Source organism: Escherichia sp. HH091_1A, assembly GCF_030295175.1.
GTDB lineage: Bacteria > Pseudomonadota > Gammaproteobacteria > Enterobacterales > Enterobacteriaceae > Escherichia > Escherichia coli_F.
Genome location: NZ_AP025747.1, coordinates 2138800 through 2161219 on the forward strand (window position 1 = coordinate 2138800; position 22420 = coordinate 2161219).

Annotated in this window: 23 protein-coding genes; 16 read left to right on the top strand and 7 right to left on the bottom strand. The window is 51.4% G+C overall.

What is annotated here, in order from left to right:
- Positions 1 to 216: 216 nt before the first annotated feature.
- From xthA to ynjE, 8 genes are all read left to right on the top strand, one after another.
- A complete protein-coding gene (gene xthA, locus QUF14_RS10625) occupies positions 217 to 1023 on the top strand; it encodes an exodeoxyribonuclease III (RefSeq protein WP_000673911.1) in 807 nt (268 codons plus the stop codon).
- Positions 1024 to 1179: 156 nt separating this feature from the next.
- On the top strand, positions 1180 to 1884 hold the full coding sequence (locus tag QUF14_RS10630) for a TVP38/TMEM64 family protein (RefSeq protein WP_000642617.1): 705 nt from the start codon (positions 1180 to 1182) through the stop codon (positions 1882 to 1884).
- 3 nt (positions 1885 to 1887) lie between these two features.
- On the top strand, positions 1888 to 2592 hold the full coding sequence (locus tag QUF14_RS10635; RefSeq protein WP_001205127.1) for a TVP38/TMEM64 family protein: 705 nt from the start codon (positions 1888 to 1890) through the stop codon (positions 2590 to 2592).
- Positions 2592 to 3140 (top strand): carboxymuconolactone decarboxylase family protein, encoded by a 549-nt coding sequence (locus QUF14_RS10640; RefSeq protein ID WP_000524105.1) that lies wholly within the window; start codon positions 2592 to 2594, stop codon positions 3138 to 3140. Before QUF14_RS10635 ends, QUF14_RS10640 begins: the two co-directional genes overlap by 1 nt.
- Before the next feature lie 9 nt (positions 3141 to 3149).
- The gene (locus tag QUF14_RS10645; RefSeq protein WP_001215378.1) at positions 3150 to 4316 is read left to right on the top strand and encodes an ABC transporter substrate-binding protein; all 1167 of its coding nucleotides are present in this window, start codon (positions 3150 to 3152) and stop codon (positions 4314 to 4316) included.
- The gene (locus QUF14_RS10650) at positions 4289 to 5824 is read left to right on the top strand and encodes an ABC transporter permease family protein (RefSeq protein WP_100733788.1); all 1536 of its coding nucleotides are present in this window, start codon (positions 4289 to 4291) and stop codon (positions 5822 to 5824) included. The genes QUF14_RS10645 and QUF14_RS10650 overlap by 28 nt, the downstream gene beginning before the upstream one ends.
- Positions 5824 to 6477: an ATP-binding cassette domain-containing protein gene (locus QUF14_RS10655; protein ID WP_100733789.1), complete on the top strand. Its 654-nt coding sequence runs from the start codon at positions 5824 to 5826 to the stop codon at positions 6475 to 6477. Before QUF14_RS10650 ends, QUF14_RS10655 begins: the two co-directional genes overlap by 1 nt.
- A 66-nt stretch (positions 6478 to 6543) precedes the next feature.
- Positions 6544 to 7851, top strand: coding sequence for a thiosulfate sulfurtransferase YnjE (ynjE, locus tag QUF14_RS10660; RefSeq protein WP_024212075.1), 1308 nt, complete (start codon positions 6544 to 6546; stop codon positions 7849 to 7851).
- 8 nt (positions 7852 to 7859) lie between these two features.
- Here the strand turns inward: ynjE and QUF14_RS10665 are convergent, their stop codons facing one another.
- Positions 7860 to 8480 (bottom strand): CDP-alcohol phosphatidyltransferase family protein, encoded by a 621-nt coding sequence (locus tag QUF14_RS10665; RefSeq protein ID WP_024212074.1) that lies wholly within the window; start codon positions 8478 to 8480, stop codon positions 7860 to 7862.
- Positions 8481 to 8566: 86 nt separating this feature from the next.
- Here QUF14_RS10665 and nudG point away from each other — a divergent pair, with 86 nt between their 5' ends.
- The gene (gene nudG / locus QUF14_RS10670) at positions 8567 to 8974 is read left to right on the top strand and encodes a CTP pyrophosphohydrolase (protein WP_001055956.1); all 408 of its coding nucleotides are present in this window, start codon (positions 8567 to 8569) and stop codon (positions 8972 to 8974) included.
- Here nudG and QUF14_RS10675 read toward each other — a convergent pair.
- Positions 8940 to 9212, bottom strand: a complete 273-nt coding sequence (locus tag QUF14_RS10675) for a YnjH family protein (protein WP_000085222.1) — start codon at positions 9210 to 9212, stop codon at positions 8940 to 8942. The genes nudG and QUF14_RS10675 overlap by 35 nt on opposite strands.
- Before the next feature lie 235 nt (positions 9213 to 9447).
- Here QUF14_RS10675 and gdhA point away from each other — a divergent pair, with 235 nt between their 5' ends.
- Positions 9448 to 10791 carry an NADP-specific glutamate dehydrogenase gene (gdhA, locus tag QUF14_RS10680; protein ID WP_000373043.1) on the top strand — a complete coding sequence of 448 codons (1344 nt, stop codon included), beginning with the start codon at positions 9448 to 9450 and terminating at the stop codon, positions 10789 to 10791.
- An 83-nt stretch (positions 10792 to 10874) separates the two neighbouring features.
- Here gdhA and topB read toward each other — a convergent pair whose 3' ends face one another.
- From topB to QUF14_RS10695, 3 genes are all read right to left on the bottom strand, one after another.
- Positions 10875 to 12830, bottom strand: a complete 1956-nt coding sequence (gene topB, locus QUF14_RS10685) for a DNA topoisomerase III (RefSeq protein ID WP_001235791.1) — start codon at positions 12828 to 12830, stop codon at positions 10875 to 10877.
- Positions 12831 to 12834: 4 nt separating this feature from the next.
- On the bottom strand, positions 12835 to 13878 hold the full coding sequence (gene selD, locus QUF14_RS10690) for a selenide, water dikinase SelD (protein ID WP_024212065.1): 1044 nt from the start codon (positions 13876 to 13878) through the stop codon (positions 12835 to 12837).
- A 116-nt stretch (positions 13879 to 13994) separates the two neighbouring features.
- Positions 13995 to 14546, bottom strand: a complete 552-nt coding sequence (locus QUF14_RS10695) for an NAD(P)H nitroreductase (protein ID WP_000339270.1) — start codon at positions 14544 to 14546, stop codon at positions 13995 to 13997.
- Between the two features lie 160 nt (positions 14547 to 14706).
- Here QUF14_RS10695 and sppA point away from each other — a divergent pair, with 160 nt between their 5' ends.
- From sppA to pncA, 4 genes are all read left to right on the top strand, one after another.
- Positions 14707 to 16563 (top strand): signal peptide peptidase SppA, encoded by a 1857-nt coding sequence (sppA, locus tag QUF14_RS10700; RefSeq protein ID WP_001259794.1) that lies wholly within the window; start codon positions 14707 to 14709, stop codon positions 16561 to 16563.
- Between the two features lie 115 nt (positions 16564 to 16678).
- A complete protein-coding gene (locus tag QUF14_RS10705; protein ID WP_001030438.1) occupies positions 16679 to 17389 on the top strand; it encodes an SIMPL domain-containing protein in 711 nt (236 codons plus the stop codon).
- A 131-nt stretch (positions 17390 to 17520) separates the two neighbouring features.
- A complete protein-coding gene (gene ansA, locus QUF14_RS10710) occupies positions 17521 to 18537 on the top strand; it encodes an asparaginase (RefSeq protein WP_001170162.1) in 1017 nt (338 codons plus the stop codon).
- A 10-nt stretch (positions 18538 to 18547) separates the two neighbouring features.
- Positions 18548 to 19189, top strand: coding sequence for a bifunctional nicotinamidase/pyrazinamidase (pncA, locus tag QUF14_RS10715; protein WP_001135079.1), 642 nt, complete (start codon positions 18548 to 18550; stop codon positions 19187 to 19189).
- Positions 19190 to 19357: 168 nt separating this feature from the next.
- Here pncA and QUF14_RS10720 read toward each other — a convergent pair whose 3' ends face one another.
- Together QUF14_RS10720 and msrB are read right to left on the bottom strand one after the other, a co-directional pair.
- A complete protein-coding gene (locus tag QUF14_RS10720) occupies positions 19358 to 19630 on the bottom strand; it encodes a YeaC family protein (protein ID WP_001354719.1) in 273 nt (90 codons plus the stop codon).
- Between the two features lie 41 nt (positions 19631 to 19671).
- Positions 19672 to 20085 (bottom strand): peptide-methionine (R)-S-oxide reductase MsrB, encoded by a 414-nt coding sequence (gene msrB / locus QUF14_RS10725; RefSeq protein ID WP_001284618.1) that lies wholly within the window; start codon positions 20083 to 20085, stop codon positions 19672 to 19674.
- A gap of 341 nt (positions 20086 to 20426) precedes the next feature.
- Between msrB and gapA the strand changes: the two genes are divergently transcribed.
- Positions 20427 to 21422: a glyceraldehyde-3-phosphate dehydrogenase gene (gene gapA / locus QUF14_RS10730; protein ID WP_000153502.1), complete on the top strand. Its 996-nt coding sequence runs from the start codon at positions 20427 to 20429 to the stop codon at positions 21420 to 21422.
- A gap of 83 nt (positions 21423 to 21505) precedes the next feature.
- Complete coding sequence (locus tag QUF14_RS10735; RefSeq protein ID WP_001296124.1) at positions 21506 to 22390, top strand: D-hexose-6-phosphate mutarotase; 885 nt, start codon at positions 21506 to 21508, stop codon at positions 22388 to 22390.
- Positions 22391 to 22420 lie beyond the last annotated feature (30 nt).

Consider the following 22420-nt stretch of genomic DNA (forward strand, 5'->3'; position numbering starts at 1 on the left):
CAAAAGTAAAATATAATTCTGGAATTGTGATCATTGACGAAATTTACTGGAAATTACTGCGCCATTCTGACGCAGCGCGCACCAAAAGCGGGCAATTTTTGCGCCATCGTTGACATCATTAACAACCATCGATCAAATCACTTAACAACAGGCGGTAAGCAAAGCGAAATTCTGCTACCATCCACGCACTCTTTATCTGAATAAATGGCAGCGACTATGAAATTTGTCTCTTTTAATATCAACGGTCTGCGCGCCAGACCTCACCAGCTTGAAGCCATCGTCGAAAAGCACCAACCAGATGTGATTGGCCTGCAGGAGACAAAAGTTCATGACGATATGTTTCCGCTCGAAGAGGTGGCAAAGCTCGGCTACAACGTGTTTTATCACGGGCAGAAAGGCCATTACGGCGTGGCATTGTTGACCAAAGAGACGCCGATTGCTGTGCGTCGCGGCTTCCCTGACGACGGCGAAGAGGCACAACGGCGAATTATTATGGCGGAAATCCCCTCGCCGCTGGGTAATGTCACCGTGATCAACGGTTACTTCCCACAGGGCGAAAGCCGCGACCATCCGATTAAATTCCCGGCGAAAGCGCAGTTTTATCAGAACCTGCAAAACTATCTCGAAACCGAACTTAAGCGCGAAAATCCAGTGCTGATTATGGGCGATATGAATATCAGCCCCACCGACCTGGATATCGGCATTGGCGAAGAGAACCGCAAACGCTGGCTGCGTACTGGTAAATGTTCTTTCCTGCCTGAAGAACGTGAATGGATGGACAGGCTGATAAGTTGGGGGCTGGTGGATACCTTCCGCCATGCGAATCCGGAAACAGCAGATCGTTTCTCATGGTTTGATTACCGCTCAAAAGGTTTTGACGATAACCGTGGTCTGCGTATCGACCTGCTGCTCGCCAGCCAACCGCTGGCAGACTGTTGCGTAGAAACCGGCATCGACTATGAAATCCGCAGCATGGAAAAACCGTCCGATCACGCGCCTGTGTGGGCGACCTTCCGCCGCTAATGACGCAGCCTCCTGACATCCTCCAGGTCAGGAGGCCGATTCTTGAGGATAATCAAGAAACTGGCAGTAAGGATTTGTGACCAGCTTAGGTTTGTTATACCGTCATCGCGTTTTTCACTTCTCTATTATCAAGGCTTGATATAGGAAATCTCCACGATGAAAGCTGAGTGTAAGTTCGTTGTTGGTAGTCTGACTTTTGCTCTGGCAATTTATCTTGTTTATGCTTCAGGCATATTCAATTTCATTAGCGATCTTCCTCACTTGCAGGCACTTATTCGCCAGAGTGGTATTTTCGGTTACAGCCTTTATATTCTGTTATTTGTTATTGCCACTCTTCTGCTGCTGCCCGGTAGTGTCCTGGTCATTGGCAGTGGCATTATTTTTGGTCCATTCTTGGGGACTCTGCTTTCGTTAGTTGCAGCAACGCTCGCTTCGTCGGTTTCCTTTTTGATTGCTCGCTGGATGGGGCGAGAACTGGTGCTGAAATATGTTGGGGATACCACCGTCTTTCAGTCTATTGAGAAAGGGATTGCACGTAACGGTATCGATTTTCTTATTCTTACCCGCTTAATTCCGCTATTTCCTTACAATATTCAAAATTACGCCTACGGATTAACCGCCATTGCCTTTTGGCCATATACCTTTATTTCGGCATTCACGACTCTGCCGGGGATCTTTATTTATACTTTTATGGCCAGCGACCTTGTTACTGAAGGCATAACATTATCATTTATTTTCAAACTTTGTCTGGCAGGGCTAATACTGTTTATTCTTATTCAGCTTGCTAAATGCTACGCCCGTTACAAACAAGTGGCACTGACCACTTCTGATAAAACCTCTTTAACCGAACAACAAAGATGAAAGATGAGAGATAAAAACCGTAAAATGTGGCTCTGGCGTGGCGTCATTATCATCTTGTTAATTGTTGCGCTGCTCGCATGGGCGCTGATTCCCGGCGTTTATGAGTTTATTAACAGCAGCCTTGTAGCCTTTGCCGCCGTGGATCAACAAGGCATTGAACGCTTTATTCAGTCTTACGGCGCACTGGCAGCAGTTGTCTCGTTCATGTTGATGATCTTACAGGCCATTGCTGCACCGCTGCCTGCATTTTTGATCACCTTTGCCAATGCCTCGCTGTTCGGTGCGTTCTGGGGTGGCTTGCTGTCGTGGACCAGTTCTATGGCGGGCGCGGCGCTATGCTTTTTTATTGCCAGAGTGATGGGCCGCGAAGTGGTGGAAAAATTAACCGGTAAAACCGTGCTTGACAGTATGGACGGCTTTTTCACTCGCTACGGCAAACACACTATCCTGGTATGCCGGTTATTGCCTTTTGTCCCTTTCGATCCAATCAGCTATGCTGCCGGTTTGACGTCAATACGTTTTCGCTCGTTTTTTATCGCCACCGGGCTTGGTCAGTTACCGGCGACTATTGTTTATTCCTGGGCGGGCAGTATGTTAACGGGCGGTACCTTCTGGTTTGTCACCGGACTGTTTATTCTATTTGCCCTGACCGTGGTGATTTTTATGGCGAAAAAAATATGGCTTGAACGCCAGAAGAGGAATGCCTGATGGGTTTACCACCGCTTAGCAAAATTCCTTTAAGTTTACGTCCGCAGGCGTGGCTGCATCGTCGCCATTACGGCGAGGTGCTAAGTCCAATTCGCTGGTGGGGACGGATCCCGTTTATCTTTTATCTGGTGTCGATGTTTGTCGGTTGGCTGGAGCGTAAACGCTCACCGCTCGATCCGGTAGTGCGATCGCTTGTCAGCGCACGCATTGCGCAAATGTGCCTGTGTGAGTTTTGCGTGGATATCACCAGTATGAAAGTCGCCGAGCGCACTGGCAGCACCGATAAACTGCTGGCAGTGGCTGACTGGCGGCAAAGCCCGCTCTTTAGCGATGAAGAACGGCTGGCGCTGGAGTACGCCGAAGCCGCAAGCGTAACGCCGCCAACGGTCGATGATGCCCTGCGTACCCGACTGGCTGCGCATTTTGACGCCCAGGCGCTCACCGAACTGACGGCATTGATCGGCCTGCAAAATCTGTCAGCCCGTTTTAATTCTGCCATGGACATTCCCGCTCAAGGGCTGTGCCGTATTCCTGAAAAACGTTCTTAAGGAGAGATGATGCGCCATTGTGGGTGGTTGCTGGGATTGTTATCGCTGTTTTCTCTGGCAACACATGCCAGTGACTGGCAGGAAGTTAAAAATGAGGCCAAAGGGCAAACCGTCTGGTTTAACGCCTGGGGCGGCGATACCGCAATTAACCGCTATCTCGACTGGGTTAGCGGCGAGATGAAAACCCATTATGATATAAACCTGAAGATTGTCCGCCTGGCGGATGCCGCAGACGCGGTGAAGCGCATTCAGACCGAAGCCGCAGCCGGGCGCGAGACAGGCGGTTCGGTGGATCTGCTCTGGGTGAACGGCGAAAACTTCCGCACTTTAAAAGAGGCCAATTTACTGCAAACCGGCTGGGCTGAGACTCTGCCAAACTGGCGTTATGTCGATACACAACTGCCGGTACGGGAAGATTTTTCTGTACCTGTCGAAGGCGCAGAATCGCCGTGGGGCGGTGCTCAACTGACGTTTATCGCCCGCCGCGATGTTACGCCACAGCCACCACAAACACCGCAAGCCTTACTGGAATTTGCTACAGCCAATCCTGGCACGGTTACCTATCCGCGCCCGCCAGACTTTACTGGCACCGCATTTCTTGAACAGTTACTGATTATGCTGACGCCAGATCCCGCAGCATTAAAAGAAGCGCCGAACGATGCGACTTTCGCCCGTATCACTGCGCCCTTGTGGCAATATCTTGATGCGCTGCATCCGTATTTATGGCGCGAAGGAAAGGATTTCCCACCTTCGCCCGCGCGGATGGATGCTCTGCTGAAAGCTGGCACATTGCGCCTGTCGCTGACCTTTAATCCTGCACATGCCCAGCAAAAAATCGCCAGTGGCGATTTGCCGGCAAGCAGTTACAGTTTTGGTTTTAACGAGGGGATGATTGGCAACGTGCATTTTGTCACCATTCCTGCTAACGCGAATGCCAGTGCTGCGGCGAAGGTGGTTGCCAATTTCCTGCTCTCACCTGATGCACAGCTACGTAAAGCAGACCCTGCTGTCTGGGGCGATCCATCGGTTCTCGATCCGCAAAAACTGCCTGACGGGCAGCATGAAATATTGCAATCAAGAATGCCGCAGGATCTGCCGCCGGTACTGGCGGAACCGCATGCTGGCTGGGTAAATGCGCTGGAACAAGAATGGCTACGCCGTTACGGTACGCATTAATCTTGTTGCTGTGGGCGATGGTGGTGGTGATTTATTCACCGCTGATCCCGGCAGCTCTCACGCTGATATCGCCTGCTTTGTCGTTGGCACACTGGCAGGCGTTATTTGCCGATCCGCAGTTACCGCAGGCCTTAGTGGCAACGCTGGTATCGACAACCATCGCAGCGGTTGGCGCTTTGTTTATTGCCCTGCTGGTGATAGTCGCGCTGTGGCCGGGGCCGAAATGGCCGCGTATGTGCGCCCGTCTGCCGTGGCTGCTCGCCATTCCCCATGTGGCTTTTGCCGCGAGTGCTCTGCTGCTGTTTGCTGAAGGTGGCCTGGTTTATCAGGTTTTTCCTTTTCTCACTCCGCCGATGGATAAATTGGGTATTGGGCTGGGCCTTACCCTGGCGGTGAAAGAAAGCGCATTTCTGCTGTGGATCTTAGCGGCAGTATTGAGCGAGAAACGGCTGTTGCAGCAGGTTATTGTACTGGATTCGCTGGGCTACAGCCGCTGGCAATGTCTGAACTGGTTGTTGTTGCCCTCCGTCGCGCCTGCACTGGCAATGGCGATGCTGGCTATTGTGGCATGGTCGTTGTCGGTCGTGGATGTGGCAATTATTCTCGGGCCGGGTAATCCACCGACGCTGGCGGTAATTAGCTGGCAGTGGTTAACCCAAGGAGACGCCGATCAACAGATGAAAGGCGCACTCGCCAGCCTGCTGCTGATGCTGTTACTCGCCGCCTACGTTTTGCTTGGTTATCTGTTATGGCGCGCCTGGCGACGCACGATCCCCCAGGAAGATGGCGTTCGTAAGCCCGCCACGCCTTTATTACCCGGTAATACACTGGCGATTTTTTTACCCTTAACCGGTGTGCTGTGTGTGGTTCTGCTGGCGATCCTCGCGGATCAGTCGACGATCAATAGTGAAGCGCTCATCAACAGCCTGACAATGGGACTTACCGCGACGTTTCTCGCTTTAATCCTGTTACTGGCCTGGCTGGAATGGGGATCACTACGGAGGCAATTCTGGCTATGGTTGCCCATATTGTTACCCGCTCTGCCACTGGTAGTGGGTCAATATACGCTGGCGCTATGGATGAACGTAGATGGGCGCTGGACAGCGGTGGTCTGGGGGCATCTGCTGTGGGTGATGCCGTGGATGCTGTTTATCCTGCAACCCGCCTGGCAGCGCATTGATTCACGGTTAATTTTGATTGCGCAAACACTGGGCTGGTCGCGGGCCAAAATCTTCTTTTACGTGAAATGCCCACTCATGTTGCGCCCTGCGCTGATTACCTTCGCGGTGGGATTTTCAGTCAGTATTGCGCAGTATATGCCGACGCTGTGGTTGGGCGCGGGCCGTTTTCCGACACTCACTACCGAAGCGGTAGCGTTAAGTAGCGGCGGCAGTAACGGTATTCTCGCTGCCCAGGCCCTTTGGCAACTGCTATTACCGCTTATTATTTTTGCCCTGACCGCCCTGCTTGCAAAATGGGTAGGTTATGTCAGACAAGGACTCCGCTAATGCTCTGCGTGAAAAATGTTTCGCTACGTTTACCAGAAAGCCGCTTGCTGACAAACGTTAACTTTACGGTGGATAAAGGTGACATTGTCACGTTAATGGGTCCCTCAGGCTGTGGTAAATCTTCTCTGTTTTCATGGATGATTGGTGCGCTGGCAGGACAGTTTTCTTGTACAGGGGAGCTATGGCTTAATGAGCAACGGATTGACATGCTACCCACCGCACAGCGTCAGATTGGCATTCTTTTCCAGGATGCACTGTTATTTGACCAGTTCAGCGTCGGGCAAAATTTACTGCTGGCGCTACCGGCGACACTGAAAGGGGTTGCAAGGCACAATGCAGTAAATGATGCGCTTGAACGGACAGGGCTTGGCGGAACTTTTCATCAGGATCCGGCGACATTATCGGGCGGTCAGCGAGCGCGCGTTGCTCTGCTTCGCGCACTTCTCGCTCAGCCAAAAGCGTTGCTACTGGATGAGCCGTTCAGCCGTCTTGATGTGGCTCTGCGCGATAATTTTCGCCAGTGGGTGTTCAGCGAAGTTCGCGAACTGGCGATCCCCGTCGTTCAGGTAACGCACGATATCCAGGATGTTCCTCCTGATAGTTCTGTTCTGGATATGGCGCAGTGGTCAGAAAATTACAACAAACTGCGATAACGCAAAGTTTTTCCCAATGCGTCAGTTCAGAATGGCGCACTCAAAACTACAATGTCGGGATTTTCGATGAAACGTGTTTCTCAAATGACCGCGCTGGCAATGGCTTTAGGGCTGGCTTGCGCTTCTTCGTGGGCCGCTGAACTGGCGAAGCCTCTTACTCTTGACCAGCTTCAACAACAAAATGGCAAAGCGATAGATACTCGCCCCAGCGCGTTTTATAACGGCTGGCCACAAACCTTAAATGGCCCTTCTGGTCATGAACCTGCCGCCTTAAATCTCTCTGCTAGCTGGCTCGACAAAATGAGCACCGAACAGCTCAACGCGTGGATCAAGCTACATAACCTGAAAACCGATGCTCCGGTGGCGCTGTACGGTAATGACAAAGATGTCGACGCCGTCAAAACGCGACTGCAAAAAGCAGGTTTTACGCATATCTCCATCCTGAGTGACGCGCTAAGCGAACCTTCCCGTCTGCAAAAACTGCCGCACTTTGAGCAGCTGGTTTATCCGCAATGGCTGCATGACCTGCAACAGGGTAAAGAGGTTACGGCGAAACCTGCCGGTGACTGGAAAGTCATTGAAGCGGCCTGGGGCGCTCCTAAGCTTTACCTTATCAGCCATATTCCTGGCGCGGATTACATCGATACCAATGAAGTGGAAAGCGAACCGCTGTGGAATAAAGTCTCTGATGAACAACTGAAAGCGATGCTGGCAAAACATGGCATTCGTCATGACACCACGGTGATTCTATATGGTCGTGATGTATACGCAGCAGCGCGTGTAGCACAGATTATGCTCTATGCAGGGGTGAAAGATGTGCGCCTGCTGGACGGCGGCTGGCAAACCTGGTCCGACGCGGGACTGCCTGTTGAGCGCGGAACGCCACCGAAAGTGAAAGCTGAACCGGATTTCGGCGTGAAGATCCCGGCGCAACCGCAGTTGATGCTTGATATGGAACAGGCCCGTGGGCTGCTGCATCGCCAGGATGCATCGCTGGTGAGCATTCGTTCGTGGCCAGAATTTATCGGTACGACCAGTGGTTACAGCTATATTAAGCCAAAAGGTGAAATAGCCGGAGCCCGTTGGGGACACGCTGGTAGCGACTCGACGCATATGGAGGATTTCCATAACCCGGATGGCACCATGCGTAGCGCCGATGATATTGCCGCTATGTGGAAAGCATGGAATATCAAACCAGATCAGCAAGTTTCATTCTACTGCGGCACCGGCTGGCGCGCGTCCGAAACCTTTATGTACGCACGAGCAATGGGCTGGAATAACGTCTCCGTATATGATGGCGGCTGGTATGAATGGAGCAGCGATCCGAAAAATCCCGTAGCAACCGGTGAGCGCGGCCCGGACAGCAGCAAATAACATTGCAACTACTGACGCTGGAGCGACTTCAGCGTCAGATATCCACTCCACACCCGCGTAAAGGTCGTCATCCAGCACAGCGCGCCAAATATCCACGCAAACCACGGAAAATAAGCCGGCAAGAGACAACTCAGAACAAACAGCAAAATCGTCTCGCTGCCTTCGGTTAACCCGCCCAGATAATAAAACGATTTATGCGCATAACCGGGATTATCAATCTGATGTTTCGCCGCCAGCGCAGCAAAAGCGAGAAAACTGCTGCCCGTGCCGATAAACGCAAACAGCAGCCAGCCGCCTGCCAGCGCGTTTTGCTCCGGTGCGGCGAGGATAAACCCAAAAGGCACCAGTGCGTAAAAAAGAAAATCGAGAGAAATATCGAGAAAGCCACCCGCGTCGGTAAGTCCTCTTCGCCGCGCCAACGCGCCGTCCAGACCATCAAGCAGCCTGTTCAACAAAATGACGATTAGCGCCGCCAGATACCAGCCCAGCGCCAGAAACGGCAGTGCCAGCACGCCGATGGCAAATCCCACTAATGTTAAACCATCTGGCGTAATGCCGGGTTTATCCAGCACCTTCACACACTGATGCAACAAAGGTTTAATTCGGGGATGAAGATGGCGGTCTAACACAGGCACTCCTTAAATATAAAGCCTTTCTGATTGAGCAACAGTGCGGATATTATGGCATTTTTCGCTTATCTGCCCGTGTGTAATTTATGAATATGATTGAAGTTGTTGCCGCCATCATCGAACGTGATGGCAAAATTTTACTCGCTCAACGCCCCGCCCATAGCGATCAGGCGGGATTATGGGAGTTTGCCGGTGGTAAAGTCGAGCCGGATGAAAGCCAGCGGCAGGCGCTGGTGCGTGAGTTACGCGAAGAATTGGGCATCGAAGCAACTGTGGGTGAGTATGTTGCCAGCCATCAGCGAGAAGTGTCGGGGCGGATTATCCATCTTCATGCCTGGCACGTACCCGACTTCCACGGGACGTTACAGGCACATGAACATCAGGCGCTAGTCTGGTGCTCACCTGAAGAGGCGCTGCAATATCCGCTGGCCCCTGCTGACATTCCACTATTAGAGGCGTTTATGGCTTTACGCGCCGCCAGACCAGCGGATTAGTGCTAAGGGTTTTGTCATCCCGCTGGCATTGCAGGAGTATTCCTTCGGCTTTAATTACCGCCCCTTCAGAATAATTTTTATCCTGATAAACGCAGCACTGAGTACAGGGCTGCGCTGACTGCCCGCCTGAACTGAACACTTCTGGCGGTACGTTCACCTCCACGTCCGGACGATAATGCGGGTTAGCCAGTGCAATGAATGGAAATGCCAATGCTAGGGCGAACAATGCTCGACTCACAGGGAACTCCTTAACGTTTTTGTCTCTGCTACTGATAACGGTAGCCTGGCGGCAAAATTTTAGCGTCTGAGTTATCGCTTTTGGTTATGAGATTTCTCCCGTTATTAATTTGCTTTCGTGAGTCATTTTTTTCTTGCTTACCGTCACATTCTTGATGGTATAGTCGAAAACTGCAAAAGCACATGACATAAACAACATAAGCATAATCGTATTAATATATAAGGGTTTTATATCTATGGATCAGACATATTCTCTGGAGTCATTCCTCAACCATGTCCAAAAGCGCGACCCGAATCAAACCGAGTTCGCGCAAGCCGTTCGTGAAGTAATGACCACACTCTGGCCTTTTCTTGAACAAAATCCAAAATATCGCCAAATGTCATTACTGGAGCGCTTGGTTGAGCCGGAGCGCGTGATCCAGTTTCGCGTGGTATGGGTTGACGATCGCAACCAGGTGCAGGTCAACCGTGCATGGCGCGTACAGTTCAGCTCCGCCATCGGCCCGTACAAAGGTGGTATGCGCTTCCATCCATCGGTAAATCTCTCCATTCTCAAATTCCTCGGCTTTGAACAAACCTTCAAAAATGCCCTGACAACTCTGCCGATGGGCGGTGGTAAAGGCGGCAGCGATTTCGACCCGAAAGGGAAAAGCGAAGGCGAAGTGATGCGGTTCTGCCAGGCGCTAATGACTGAACTGTATCGCCACCTGGGCGCAGATACCGACGTTCCGGCGGGCGATATCGGCGTTGGTGGTCGTGAAGTCGGCTTTATGGCGGGGATGATGAAAAAGCTCTCCAACAATACCGCCTGCGTCTTCACCGGTAAGGGGCTTTCTTTTGGCGGCAGTCTTATTCGCCCGGAAGCAACCGGCTACGGTCTGGTTTATTTCACAGAAGCAATGCTAAAACGCCACGGTATGGGTTTTGAAGGGATGCGCGTTTCCGTTTCTGGCTCCGGCAACGTCGCCCAGTACGCTATCGAAAAAGCGATGGAATTTGGTGCCCGTGTGATTACTGCGTCAGACTCCAGTGGCACTGTCGTTGATGAAAGCGGATTCACTAAAGAGAAACTGGCACGTCTTATCGAAATCAAAGCCAGCCGCGATGGTCGAGTGGCAGATTACGCCAAAGAATTTGGCCTGGTCTATCTCGAAGGCCAACAGCCGTGGTCTGTACCGGTTGATATCGCCCTGCCTTGCGCCACCCAGAACGAACTGGATGTAGACGCCGCGCATCAGCTTATCGCCAATGGCGTTAAAGCCGTCGCCGAAGGGGCAAATATGCCGACCACCATCGAAGCGACTGAACTGTTCCAGCAGGCAGGCGTACTGTTTGCACCGGGTAAAGCGGCTAATGCTGGTGGCGTAGCTACATCCGGCCTGGAAATGGCGCAAAACGCTGCGCGCCTGGGCTGGAAAGCCGAGAAAGTTGACGCACGTTTGCATCACATCATGCTGGATATCCACCATGCCTGTGTTGAGCATGGTGGTGAAGGTGAGCAAACCAACTACGTGCAGGGCGCGAACATTGCCGGTTTTGTGAAGGTTGCCGATGCGATGCTGGCGCAGGGTGTGATTTAAGTCATTAGCGCCGTTTCAGGCGTTTATGCCAGATGCGGCGTGAACGCCTTATCTGGCCTACGAAAACTGACTGCATCAGAGCATTACATTATCACTCCACTGCCCGCCTCTGCTGCTGGCGGGCTTTTTTTCGCTGCTCGCTTACGTGATGAAGTCTTTTTATTTCCTTCTCCGCCATCTGGAGCCACTATGCCGCGAAACTGCCGCACCGGCGTACGTTTGGCTTGATCAATTAGCTGATACAGCGTCCCCACCAACGGTTGCATAAAGTCCTGATAGCGGCACTGCTTTTCGCTGATTTGCGTCAGCACCGATTCCCAGTGCGCGGTCATGTCCGGTCGCGTAGCCATTTCTGGCAGTGAATGGAATAACGCTTTTCCGGCGTCGGTGGAGTGGATATAGCGCCCTTTTTTGGTCAGAAAGCCACGCTTGAACAACAGTTCAATAATACCGGCACGGGTTGCTTCTGTCCCCAGACCATCGGTGGCACGAAGGATCTTTTTCAGATCTTTGTCCTGCACAAAGCGCGCGATCCCGGTCATCGCCGAAAGCAGTGTTGCATCGGTAAAATGGCGCGGCGGCTGCGTTTGTCGCTCTACCACCTCACCTTTTTCACACAGCAACTCATCGCCTTTCGCCACCACAGGCAGTGGCGTGCCGTCGTTTTCTTCATCGCGCTCTTTGCTGCCTAACAGCGTGCGCCAGCCTGCTTCAGCTAGAAAACGGGCTTTAGCGACAAATTTGCCTTTGGCTATTTCCAGTTCGATAACACACTTGCGGAACACCGCGTCCGGACAGAACTGCATCAAATACTGACGAGCAATCAGGTTATAGACCTTCGCCTCGTTTTCCGTCAGGTTGATCGCAGAACTCCTCGCGGTCGGGATGATGGCGTGGTGCGCATCGACCTTTTTGTCATCCCAACAGCGGTTGCGTATATCTGGATCGACCACTGGTTGCGGCAACAGATCCGGCGCATGGACGCCGATAGCATTCATCACCGCGTGGCGTCCGGCAAAATGCTCTTCTGGCAGATAACGACAATCGGAACGCGGATAAGTGATTAGCTTGTGCGTTTCGTACAACTTCTGGCAAATATCAAGCACATTCTGCGCGCTCAGACCAAAGCGTTTTGCCGCTTCAATCTGCAACGCCGAAAGCGAAAACGGCAGCGGCGCGGATTCTGATTCCCGTTTATCGTTATAGCTGGTGACAATAGCCGGTTGGCCGCTGATGCGATTGACCACATGCTCCGCCAGCGGACGATGTAACAAGCGCCCTTCTTCATCCTGATAAGGTTCACACGCTTCGCTCGGTTGCCAGATAGCGGTAAACCGCTCATCGGCAGGTGTCACGATATGCGCTTTGACTTCAAAGAAGTCTTTCGCCACGAAGTTTTCAATCTCTTCATCGCGGCGCACCACCAGCCCGAGCACGGGCGTCTGCACGCGTCCCACGGAAAGCACGCCCTGATAACCCGCATTACGACCGAGAATGGTGTACGCGCGGGTCATATTGATGCCGTACAGCCAGTCGGCTCGTGCTCGCGCCAGCGCAGAAACGCACAGCGGTACAAACTCGCTATTGGAGCGAAGACGATCGATCGCCCGCTCAACCGCCTGCGGGTTCAGGTCGTTTATCAAACAACGCTGTACCTGCTGGCGCTTTTCCGGTGCCAGTTGCAGGTAGTCCAGCACTTCATCTACCAGCAATTGCCCTTCACGGTCCGGGTCACCGGCGTGAACGATTTCGCTGGCTTCATGCAGAAAGCGTTTGATGACGTTAAGTTGTTTGGTCACGGAGGGTCGTGGCTGTAATTGCCACTTTTCCGGGACAATGGGGAGATCGGCCAGGTTCCAGCGCGCATAGCGACTGTCGTAGGCGTCTGGCTGCGCCTGCTCAAGCAGGTGACCGATACACCAGGTCACCACCTGGCCATTACCGCACTCGATAAAGCCATCGCCTTTCCGGTGCGGTTTGGGCAGGACATCAGCAATAGCGCGCGCCAGACTCGGTTTTTCGGCAATAAACAACCGCATTGAATTAACGGATCTCAACCATGGCACGACCGCCGCGCGCTGGCACCAGTTCGCCAATCGCCGTCAGTTCAATGCCAAACTCGGCGGCTGTAGCTTTGACCTCATTTTCAGCATCCGGCATGACCGCCAGCAGCAGACCGCCAGAAGTTTGCGGATCGCACAGCAGATCGCGCACTTCACGCGGCATTTCACCCATCAGATGCCCATAGCTGGCAAAGTTACGTTCGGTGCCGCCAGGCACTGCGCCCAACTTAATGTACTCTTCAACCCCCGGCAGTTTCGGGATCGCTTCATAGTCGACTCGCGCCTGCACACCAGCACCCTGACACATTTCGCTCAAATGCCCCAGCAGACCAAAACCAGTCACGTCAGTCATCGCTTTTACGCCTTCGATGTTGGCAAAGGACGCGCCTGCGATGTTCATCCGGCACATCACTTCCGTCGCTAGTCCCTGATGTTCTGGTTTCAGCAGTGATTTTTTCTCAGCCGTAGTAAGAACGCCAATTCCCAGCGGTTTCGTCAGGAACAGTTTGCATCCGGCTTGTGCAGTACTGTTTTTCTTCACCCGCTCGGTCGGTACGATCCCCGTTACCGCCAGACCAAAAATCGGCTCCGGCGCATCGATGGAGTGACCGCCAGCCAGCGCAATACCCGCCTGACGGCATGCATAGCGTCCACCTTCGGTTACTTCGCGGGCAATTTCAGGGGAAAGTTTGTTAATAGGCCAGCCGAGGATCGCAATCGCCATAATCGGTTTGCCACCCATCGCGAAGATATCGCTGATGGCGTTAGTCGCCGCAATGCGGCCAAAATCGAAAGGATTATCAACGATCGGCATAAAGAAGTCGGTGGTACTGATAACGCTGGTGCCATTGCCCAGATCGTACACCGCCGCATCGTCGCGGGTTTCATTACCCACAAGCAAATTCGGATCAACAAACTTCGCCTGCTCACTGTGCAGGATGGTTTCCAACACTTTTGGGGAAATTTTACAGCCGCAACCTGCACCGTGGCTGTATTGGGTCAAACGAATCGAGTTCTCGCTCATGGACATCTCCTGTCAATGCAATCCGGGTATGGTAACCCTCATTCCATGAAGTGATAAGTGAGAGTGTCTGAATTCCTGCGCCTTTGCTCACAATCCAGACAGTTTCGCGACAATTATCAGAAATAAGTCACAAACGGCGTCGGGTCCGGAACGTTTATCGATGTAGATGCTTTCAACTGCGGCGTACCAAGGTAGAGAAAACCGACAATTTTATCCTGCTCACGGCAACCGAATGCTTCACGCACTACCGGACTTTCAGTTAATGCGCCACTGCGCCAGATGCCGCCAAACCCCTGGGCAACTGCTGCCATTTGCATCGCCATGACCGCACATCCCGCAGACATTTCCTGTTCCCAGCGTGGAACTTTTTGATTTTCTTCGCATTTTGCTACCACCGTTATGATGAGCGGTGCGCGGAATGGCGCATTACGCGCTTTGTCGATAGCTTTGTCATCACTACCGGCAGCAATCGCCCCCTGTTCCAATAATGCGCTGAAACGCTCGCGTCCTTCCCCTTCAATCACAAAAAAATGCCACGGTTGCATGGACTTATGGTCCGGGGCACGCATACCCGCACGCAGGATGTTTTGCAGTTGTTCACCCGTTGGCGCAGGTTCAGCCAGGCGGGAGGCGCTACGGCGATTGATCAATAGTTCGAGTGCATCCATTTGATTAACTCCTGTCATGATATTTATTCACAAAATTAACACGAGAGTGGATTTTGTTACAGCACAGTCCGCAATTCCTGCTGACAAGTGCCGGTTGGGTCATTACGATAACCACATCTATTGCGCCTGTGACAGGTGTGACCTTAAGTTGGGAGAATACATGCGAACCCTTTGGCGATTTATTGCCGGATTTTTTAAATGGACGTGGCGTCTGCTGAATTTCGTCCGTGAAATGGTACTTAACCTGTTCTTTATTTTTCTCGTACTGGTTGGTGTGGGGATCTGGATGCAGGTCAGTGGTGGTGATTCGAAAGAAACGGCCAGTCGTGGCGCGCTGCTGCTGGACATATCTGGTGTAATCGTCGATAAACCCGACAGTTCTCAGCGGTTTAGTAAGCTAAGCCGCCAGCTGCTTGGTGCCAGTTCCGATCGTCTGCAGGAAAACTCACTGTTTGATATCGTCAACACCATTCGCCAGGCGAAGGACGACCGCAATATCACCGGTATCGTGATGGATCTGAAAAACTTCGCAGGCGGCGACCAGCCGTCTATGCAGTACATCGGCAAAGCCCTGAAGGAGTTTCGTGACAGCGGGAAACCAGTTTATGCCATAGGCGAGAACTACAGCCAGGGGCAATATTATCTCGCCAGTTTCGCCAACAAAATTTGGCTATCTCCACAAGGCGTGGTGGATCTGCACGGTTTTGCTACCAACGGTCTGTACTACAAATCGTTACTGGATAAGCTGAAAGTTTCCACCCATGTGTTCCGCGTGGGTACGTATAAATCTGCCGTTGAACCGTTTATTCGTGATGATATGTCACCGGCAGCCCGCGAAGCTGACAGCCGCTGGATCGGTGAGCTGTGGCAAAACTATCTGAATACTGTTGCCGCTAACCGGCAGATCCCTGCTCAGCAGGTATTCCCTGGTGCGCAAGGGTTGCTTGAGGGTTTAACCAAAACCGGTGGCGATACCGCGAAATATGCGCTGGAAAACAAGCTGGTCGATGCACTGGCATCAAGTGCCGAAATCGAAAAAGCGCTGACCAAAGAGTTCGGCTGGAGTAAGACTGATAAAAATTATCGCGCCATCAGTTATTACGATTACGCATTGAAAACGCCGGCAGATACCGGTGACAGCATCGGTGTCGTCTTCGCGAATGGCGCAATTATGGATGGCGAGGAAACTCAGGGGAATGTTGGCGGTGATACCACTGCGGCACAAATCCGCGACGCTCGCCTTGACCCGAAAGTGAAAGCGATTGTTCTGCGTGTTAATAGCCCTGGCGGCAGCGTTACCGCCTCTGAAGTGATTCGCGCTGAACTGGCAGCCGCCAGGGCAGCGGGTAAGCCTGTGGTTGTATCGATGGGCGGCATGGCGGCATCTGGTGGTTACTGGATTTCCACGCCAGCTAATTACATTGTGGCTAACCCCAGCACCCTGACCGGTTCTATCGGTATCTTCGGCGTGATCACTACCGTAGAAAATAGTTTGGATTCGATTGGTGTTCATACCGATGGCGTCTCAACTTCACCGCTGGCGGATGTTTCTATCACCAAGGCACTGCCGCCGGAAGCGCAGCAGATGATGCAGTTAAGCATTGAGAATGGCTATAAACGCTTTATCACGCTGGTTGCTGATGCGCGTCATTCGACGCCGGAGCAGATTGATAAAATCGCCCAGGGCCACGTCTGGACCGGTCAGGATGCAAAAGCTAACGGGCTGGTCGATAGTCTCGGGGATTTCGATGATGCGGTTGCCAAAGCAGCAGAGCTGGCAAAAGTGAAACAGTGGCATCTGGAATACTACGTTGATGAACCGACCTTCTTCGACAAAGTGATGGACAATATGTCTGGTTCTGTCCGGGCAATGTTGCCAGATGCGTTCCAGGCCATGTTACCTGCACCGCTGGCCTCGGTAGCCTCTACCGTTAAAAGTGAAAGCGACAAGCTGGCAACGTTTAACGACCCACAAAACCGTTATGCGTTTTGCCTGACCTGCGCCAACGTGCGTTAAATCCTGCAAAAATGTGGCCGATATGCTGTCGGCCACACTCCTGAATCGGACTGTCTTTCACTCCCTCTCTCCACTACATTCCCTTGCTCATTTAGCATCTGATATGGAGTCATCAGTGAATAAGGCCCCCTCTTTAATTGCCGCTATCGTCCTCGGACTGGGGATTAGCGCCTGTGGTTATTTTGTTGGCGATGGTGTTAAACATTTAAAAACCAATAACCGTTATGTAAATGTGCGTGGGCTTTCTGAAAAAGAAGTTCGCGCAGATACGGCAGAATTAACAATTGCGATTAACTTTAAGGGTAATATTCCCGGCGAACTGTTCCCGAAACTGGAAGACGCGCAGAAAAAAATTGTTGCCGAACTCAATGCTCAGGGGATTAACGAGAAAGAGATAACCCTGGGCCAATGGACAAGCAAGCGAACAGATTCCTTTTATCTGAAAGATGATCCCACAATGCCACGTTATAACGCAGACGGGTCAGTGACGATAAAAACCCATAATGTTGCTGCTGTCGAAAAAGTCGTCGCGAAATTAAACGAACTGCAAGTCGCTACAGAAGGCGCTATCGCTGAGAGCAAAGTCGCCTATCGCTTTAATGGTATTGGCGCACTGCGCGCTGAGATGATTGCCGCCGCCACCAAAGATGCACGCAACGCAGCATTACAATTTGCAACGGACTCAGGTAGCCAGGTGGGGTCAATTAGCGATGCCTCACAAGGCGTGTTCCAGATCTTCGCCAGTGGCAGTGATGAAGATGATCCTACGGCGATTAATAAAACGGTACGCGTAGTCACCACCGTAACCTATGCGTTGCAGGATTAACCACTTTTCTCCGGCGGGACACTAATCCCTCCGTTCTGCCGGACTTTTCTCATATCCACAGAGTATCCAGGTGCGCTCGCTGCCCCTCACGTATATACTTTTGCTCTTTCGATATCATTCATATCAATATCATGCAAAAGAAATCAATTTACGTCGCCTACACGGGCGGGACCATCGGGATGCAGCGTTCCGAGCAGGGTTATATTCCGGTGTCAGGTCATCTACAACGCCAACTGGCGCTGATGCCGGAATTCCATCGCCCGGAGATGCCAGATTTCACCATTCATGAATATACGCCGCTGATGGACTCTTCAGATATGACGCCAGAAGACTGGCAGCATATTGCTGAAGATATTAAAGCGCATTATGACGACTATGATGGTTTTGTCATTCTGCACGGCACCGACACGATGGCGTATACCGCCTCTGCGCTGTCGTTCATGCTCGAGAATCTCGGTAAACCGGTCATTGTGACAGGGTCACAAATCCCGCTGGCTGAGTTACGCTCTGACGGACAAATTAATCTGCTGAATGCGTTGTACGTTGCGGCGAATTATCCTATCAACGAAGTAACTCTCTTTTTTAATAATCGACTTTATCGTGGCAACCGTACCACCAAAGCCCATGCCGATGGTTTTGATGCGTTTGCCTCTCCAAACCTTCCTCCGTTACTGGAAGCAGGTATCCATATTCGTCGTTTGAATACGCCCCCCGCCCCGCACGGTGAAGGGGAATTGATCGTTCATCCAATCACCCCACAACCGATTGGCGTAGTGACGATTTATCCGGGGATTTCTGCTGACGTCGTGCGCAATTTTCTGCGCCAACCGGTGAAAGCATTGATTCTGCGCTCATATGGCGTGGGTAATGCGCCACAAAACAAAGCCTTCCTGCAAGAATTACAAGAAGCCAGCGATCGCGGAATTGTGGTAGTCAACCTGACACAATGTATGTCCGGTAAAGTGAACATGGGGGGTTATGCCACCGGTAACGCCCTCGCCCATGCCGGCGTTATTGGCGGTGCAGATATGACTGTAGAAGCCACGCTAACCAAACTGCATTACCTGCTTAGCCAGGAACTGGATACTGAAACCATTCGCAAGGCCATGAGCCAAAACCTGCGCGGCGAACTGACGCCGGATGATTAAGGAGACTGCAATGCCCCCTCGCGCCCTGTTACTGGTCGATTTACAAAATGATTTCTGTGCTGGTGGCGCGCTCGCCGTGCCGGAAGGTGACAGTACGGTGGATGTCGCTAACCGCCTGATTGACTGGTGCCAGTCGCGCGGTGAAGCGGTTATCGCCAGTCAAGACTGGCACCCGGCGAATCACGGCAGTTTTGCCAGTCAGCACGGTGTAGAGCCTTATACGCCAGGCCAACTCGACGGTTTGCCACAAACCTTCTGGCCAGATCACTGTGTGCAGAACAGTGAAGGCGCACAATTACATCCGTTACTGAACCAAAAAGCGATCGCAGCGGTGTTCCATAAAGGCGAAAATCCTTTAGTTGACAGTTACAGTGCCTTTTTTGATAACGGCCGTCGGCAGAAAACCACGCTCGATGACTGGTTACGCGATCATGAAATCGATGAATTGATCATTATGGGCCTGGCTACTGACTATTGCGTGAAGTTTACCGTGCTGGACGCGTTACAGTTAGGTTATAAGGTTAATGTGATTACCGATGGTTGTCGTGGCGTGAATATCCAGCCACAGGACAGTGCGCACGCGTTTATGGAGATGTCAGCAGCTGGGGCAACGCTATATACGCTGGCAGACTGGGAAGAGACGCAGGAGTAATATTAGTTGGATTCATCTCTGGCCTACATTTCCTCAATGACATTGTAGGCCAGATTATACTCGTTAGTGTTGCATTTAACCTATCAACCGCTAAATCGAACAATCAAGACGTCAAACAAGTATTTTTGTTCGCACTTAATAACAGACTCAAAAAGCTGAATAATTCAATCATTTAAACATGGCAATAGGCTTTGCTGAGATACCAAAATCTTCTTTTAACTGCTGTTTGCTCTTCATGACCATCTGACCATGTGTGTCAATTGTCATATGCTGAGCTTCGGTATTATGGCGGGCTTGCCACAGCATCACCAGCTGTAGGCAGTTCTCTTTTTGTTCCTCGGTCAGCGCAACGCCATCGGGCCATTTTCCCAGTTCAACAGCAGTCGACAAACGCTGGTATACCTCAGGCGTCATGCTGTTGATAATGTCATCAAGATTCATAATTTTTCCGCTCCTGTGGAATAAGTTGCTGAATCGTTTTTTCAACCGTTGATTTCTTCGCCGTTTTCGCCATCGGTAAAGCGTAAAGAGGCTGAGTTAACACAATAACGTTCACCCGTTGGCTGCGGCCCGTCGGGGAAGACATGCCCCAGATGGGCATCACAGTTACCGCAACGAATTTCTATGCGCTGCATTCCATGTGACAAGTCTTTGATATAACGAATGGATTCTTCACTCACCGGTTCGTAGAAACTGGGCCAGCCACAGCCGGAATCATACTTGGTTTGGGAATGAAACAGCGGGGCATCGCAGATCAAACAGTGATATACGCCGTCACGCTTGTTATGCAGTAAACGACCCGTAAATGGCGGCTCTGTCCCATGATTCTGCGTCACGTAGAACTGCATCTCGGACAAATTTTTTTTCAGTTCTTCTGCCGAAGGTTTATTAGCCATTTGCTCACATCTCACTTTAATCGTGCTCACATTACGCGACTGATTCTAACAAAACATTAACACCAACTGGCAAAATTTTGTCCTAAACTTGATCTCGACGAAATGGCTGCACCTAAATCGTGATGAAAATCACATTTTTATCGTAATTGCCCTTTAAAATTCGGGGCGCCGACCCCATGTGGTCTCAAGCCCAAAGGAAGAGTGAGGCGAGTCAGTCGCGTAATGCTTAGGCACAGGATTGATTTGTCGCAATGATTGACACGATTCCGCTTGACGCTGCGTAAGGTTTTTGTAATTTTACAGGCAACCTTTTATTCACTAACAAATAGCTGGTGGAATATATGACTATCAAAGTAGGTATCAACGGTTTTGGCCGTATCGGTCGCATTGTTTTCCGTGCTGCTCAGAAACGTTCTGACATCGAGATCGTTGCAATCAACGACCTGTTAGACGCTGATTACATGGCATACATGCTGAAATATGACTCCACTCACGGCCGTTTCGACGGTACCGTTGAAGTGAAAGACGGTCATCTGATCGTTAACGGTAAAAAAATCCGTGTTACCGCTGAACGTGATCCGGCTAACCTGAAATGGGACGAAGTTGGTGTTGACGTTGTCGCTGAAGCAACTGGTCTGTTCCTGACTGACGAAACTGCTCGTAAACACATCACCGCTGGTGCGAAAAAAGTGGTTATGACTGGTCCGTCTAAAGACAACACTCCGATGTTCGTTAAAGGCGCTAACTTCGACAAATATGCTGGTCAGGACATCGTTTCTAACGCTTCCTGCACCACCAACTGCCTGGCTCCGCTGGCTAAAGTTATCAATGATAACTTCGGCATCATCGAAGGTCTGATGACCACCGTTCACGCTACTACCGCTACTCAGAAAACCGTTGACGGCCCGTCTCACAAAGACTGGCGCGGCGGCCGTGGTGCTTCCCAGAACATCATCCCGTCCTCTACCGGTGCTGCTAAAGCTGTAGGTAAAGTACTGCCAGAACTGAATGGCAAACTGACTGGTATGGCGTTCCGCGTTCCGACCCCGAACGTATCCGTAGTTGACCTGACCGTTCGTCTGGAAAAAGCTGCAACTTACGAGCAGATCAAAGCTGCCGTTAAAGCTGCTGCTGAAGGCGAAATGAAAGGCGTTCTGGGCTACACCGAAGATGACGTAGTATCTACCGATTTCAACGGCGAAGTTTGCACTTCCGTGTTCGATGCTAAAGCGGGTATCGCTCTGAACGACAACTTCGTGAAACTGGTATCCTGGTACGACAACGAAACCGGTTACTCCAACAAAGTTCTGGACCTGATCGCTCACATCTCCAAATAAGTTGAGATGACTCTGTGATCTAAAAAGAGCGACTTCGGTCGCTCTTTTTTTTACCTGATAAAATGAAGTTAAAGGACTGCGTCATGATTAAGAAAATTTTTGCCCTTCCGGTCATCGAACAAATCTCCCCTGTCCTCTCCCGTCGTAAACTGGATGAACTGGACCTCATTGTGGTCGATCATCCCCAGGTAAAAGCCTCTTTTGCATTACAGGGCGCACACCTTCTCTCGTGGAAACCTGCGGGTGAAGAAGAAGTTCTGTGGTTGAGTAACAACACACCGTTCAAAAATGGCGTCGCCATTCGCGGTGGCATACCGGTTTGCTGGCCGTGGTTTGGTCCGGCTGCACAACAAGGTCTGCCTGCGCACGGTTTTGCCCGCAACCTGCCGTGGACGCTGAAATCACATCGTGAAGATGCTGATGGTGTAGCGCTGACTTTTGAATTGACACAAAGCGAAGAGACGAAAAAATTCTGGCCGCACGACTTTACGCTGTTAGCGCATTTCCACGTGGGTAAAACCTGTGAAATCGATCTTGAAGCACACGGCGAATTTGAAACTACCTCTGCTCTGCATACCTACTTTAACGTGGGTGATATCGCTAAGGTAAGCGTCAGTGGACTAGGCGATCGCTTCATTGATAAAGTAAATGACGCGAAAGAAGATGTACTGACCGACGGTATTCAGACCTTCCCTGACCGTACCGATCGCGTGTATCTGAATCCGCAAGATTGCAGCGTAATTAATGACGAAGCGCTGAATCGTATTATCGCCGTAGGCCACCAGCATCATCTGAACGTTGTAGGCTGGAACCCAGGACCGGCGCTTTCAGTTAGCATGGGCGATATGCCGGATGATGGCTACAAGACCTTTGTTTGTGTAGAAACGGCATACGCTTCAGAAACGCAAAAAGTCACCAAAGAGAAACCTGCACATCTGGCGCAATCCATTCGCGTTGCGAAACGTTAATTTGCGTTAATATTGTGTGCCGGGTGCGAT

What these genes read in the sequence shown, in the direction of transcription:
- QUF14_RS10650 (WP_100733788.1), top strand. Translation starts at nt 4,289, where the DNA reads ATGGCTACGCCGTTACGGTACGCATTAATCTTGTTGCTGTGGGCGATG.
- ynjE (WP_024212075.1), top strand. Translation starts at nt 6,544, where the DNA reads ATGAAACGTGTTTCTCAAATGACCGCGCTGGCAATGGCTTTAGGGCTG.
- QUF14_RS10655 (WP_100733789.1), top strand. Translation starts at nt 5,824, where the DNA reads ATGCTCTGCGTGAAAAATGTTTCGCTACGTTTACCAGAAAGCCGCTTG.
- ansA (WP_001170162.1), top strand. Translation starts at nt 17,521, where the DNA reads ATGCAAAAGAAATCAATTTACGTCGCCTACACGGGCGGGACCATCGGG.
- xthA (WP_000673911.1), top strand. Translation starts at nt 217, where the DNA reads ATGAAATTTGTCTCTTTTAATATCAACGGTCTGCGCGCCAGACCTCAC.
- gdhA (WP_000373043.1), top strand. Translation starts at nt 9,448, where the DNA reads ATGGATCAGACATATTCTCTGGAGTCATTCCTCAACCATGTCCAAAAG.
- QUF14_RS10645 (WP_001215378.1), top strand. Translation starts at nt 3,150, where the DNA reads ATGCGCCATTGTGGGTGGTTGCTGGGATTGTTATCGCTGTTTTCTCTG.
- selD (WP_024212065.1), bottom strand. Translation starts at nt 13,878, where the DNA reads ATGAGCGAGAACTCGATTCGTTTGACCCAATACAGCCACGGTGCAGGT.
- pncA (WP_001135079.1), top strand. Translation starts at nt 18,548, where the DNA reads ATGCCCCCTCGCGCCCTGTTACTGGTCGATTTACAAAATGATTTCTGT.
- sppA (WP_001259794.1), top strand. Translation starts at nt 14,707, where the DNA reads ATGCGAACCCTTTGGCGATTTATTGCCGGATTTTTTAAATGGACGTGG.
- QUF14_RS10640 (WP_000524105.1), top strand. Translation starts at nt 2,592, where the DNA reads ATGGGTTTACCACCGCTTAGCAAAATTCCTTTAAGTTTACGTCCGCAG.
- QUF14_RS10735 (WP_001296124.1), top strand. Translation starts at nt 21,506, where the DNA reads ATGATTAAGAAAATTTTTGCCCTTCCGGTCATCGAACAAATCTCCCCT.
- nudG (WP_001055956.1), top strand. Translation starts at nt 8,567, where the DNA reads ATGAATATGATTGAAGTTGTTGCCGCCATCATCGAACGTGATGGCAAA.
- topB (WP_001235791.1), bottom strand. Translation starts at nt 12,830, where the DNA reads ATGCGGTTGTTTATTGCCGAAAAACCGAGTCTGGCGCGCGCTATTGCT.
- QUF14_RS10635 (WP_001205127.1), top strand. Translation starts at nt 1,888, where the DNA reads ATGAGAGATAAAAACCGTAAAATGTGGCTCTGGCGTGGCGTCATTATC.
- msrB (WP_001284618.1), bottom strand. Translation starts at nt 20,085, where the DNA reads ATGGCTAATAAACCTTCGGCAGAAGAACTGAAAAAAAATTTGTCCGAG.
- gapA (WP_000153502.1), top strand. Translation starts at nt 20,427, where the DNA reads ATGACTATCAAAGTAGGTATCAACGGTTTTGGCCGTATCGGTCGCATT.
- QUF14_RS10720 (WP_001354719.1), bottom strand. Translation starts at nt 19,630, where the DNA reads ATGAATCTTGATGACATTATCAACAGCATGACGCCTGAGGTATACCAG.
- QUF14_RS10630 (WP_000642617.1), top strand. Translation starts at nt 1,180, where the DNA reads ATGAAAGCTGAGTGTAAGTTCGTTGTTGGTAGTCTGACTTTTGCTCTG.
- QUF14_RS10695 (WP_000339270.1), bottom strand. Translation starts at nt 14,546, where the DNA reads ATGGATGCACTCGAACTATTGATCAATCGCCGTAGCGCCTCCCGCCTG.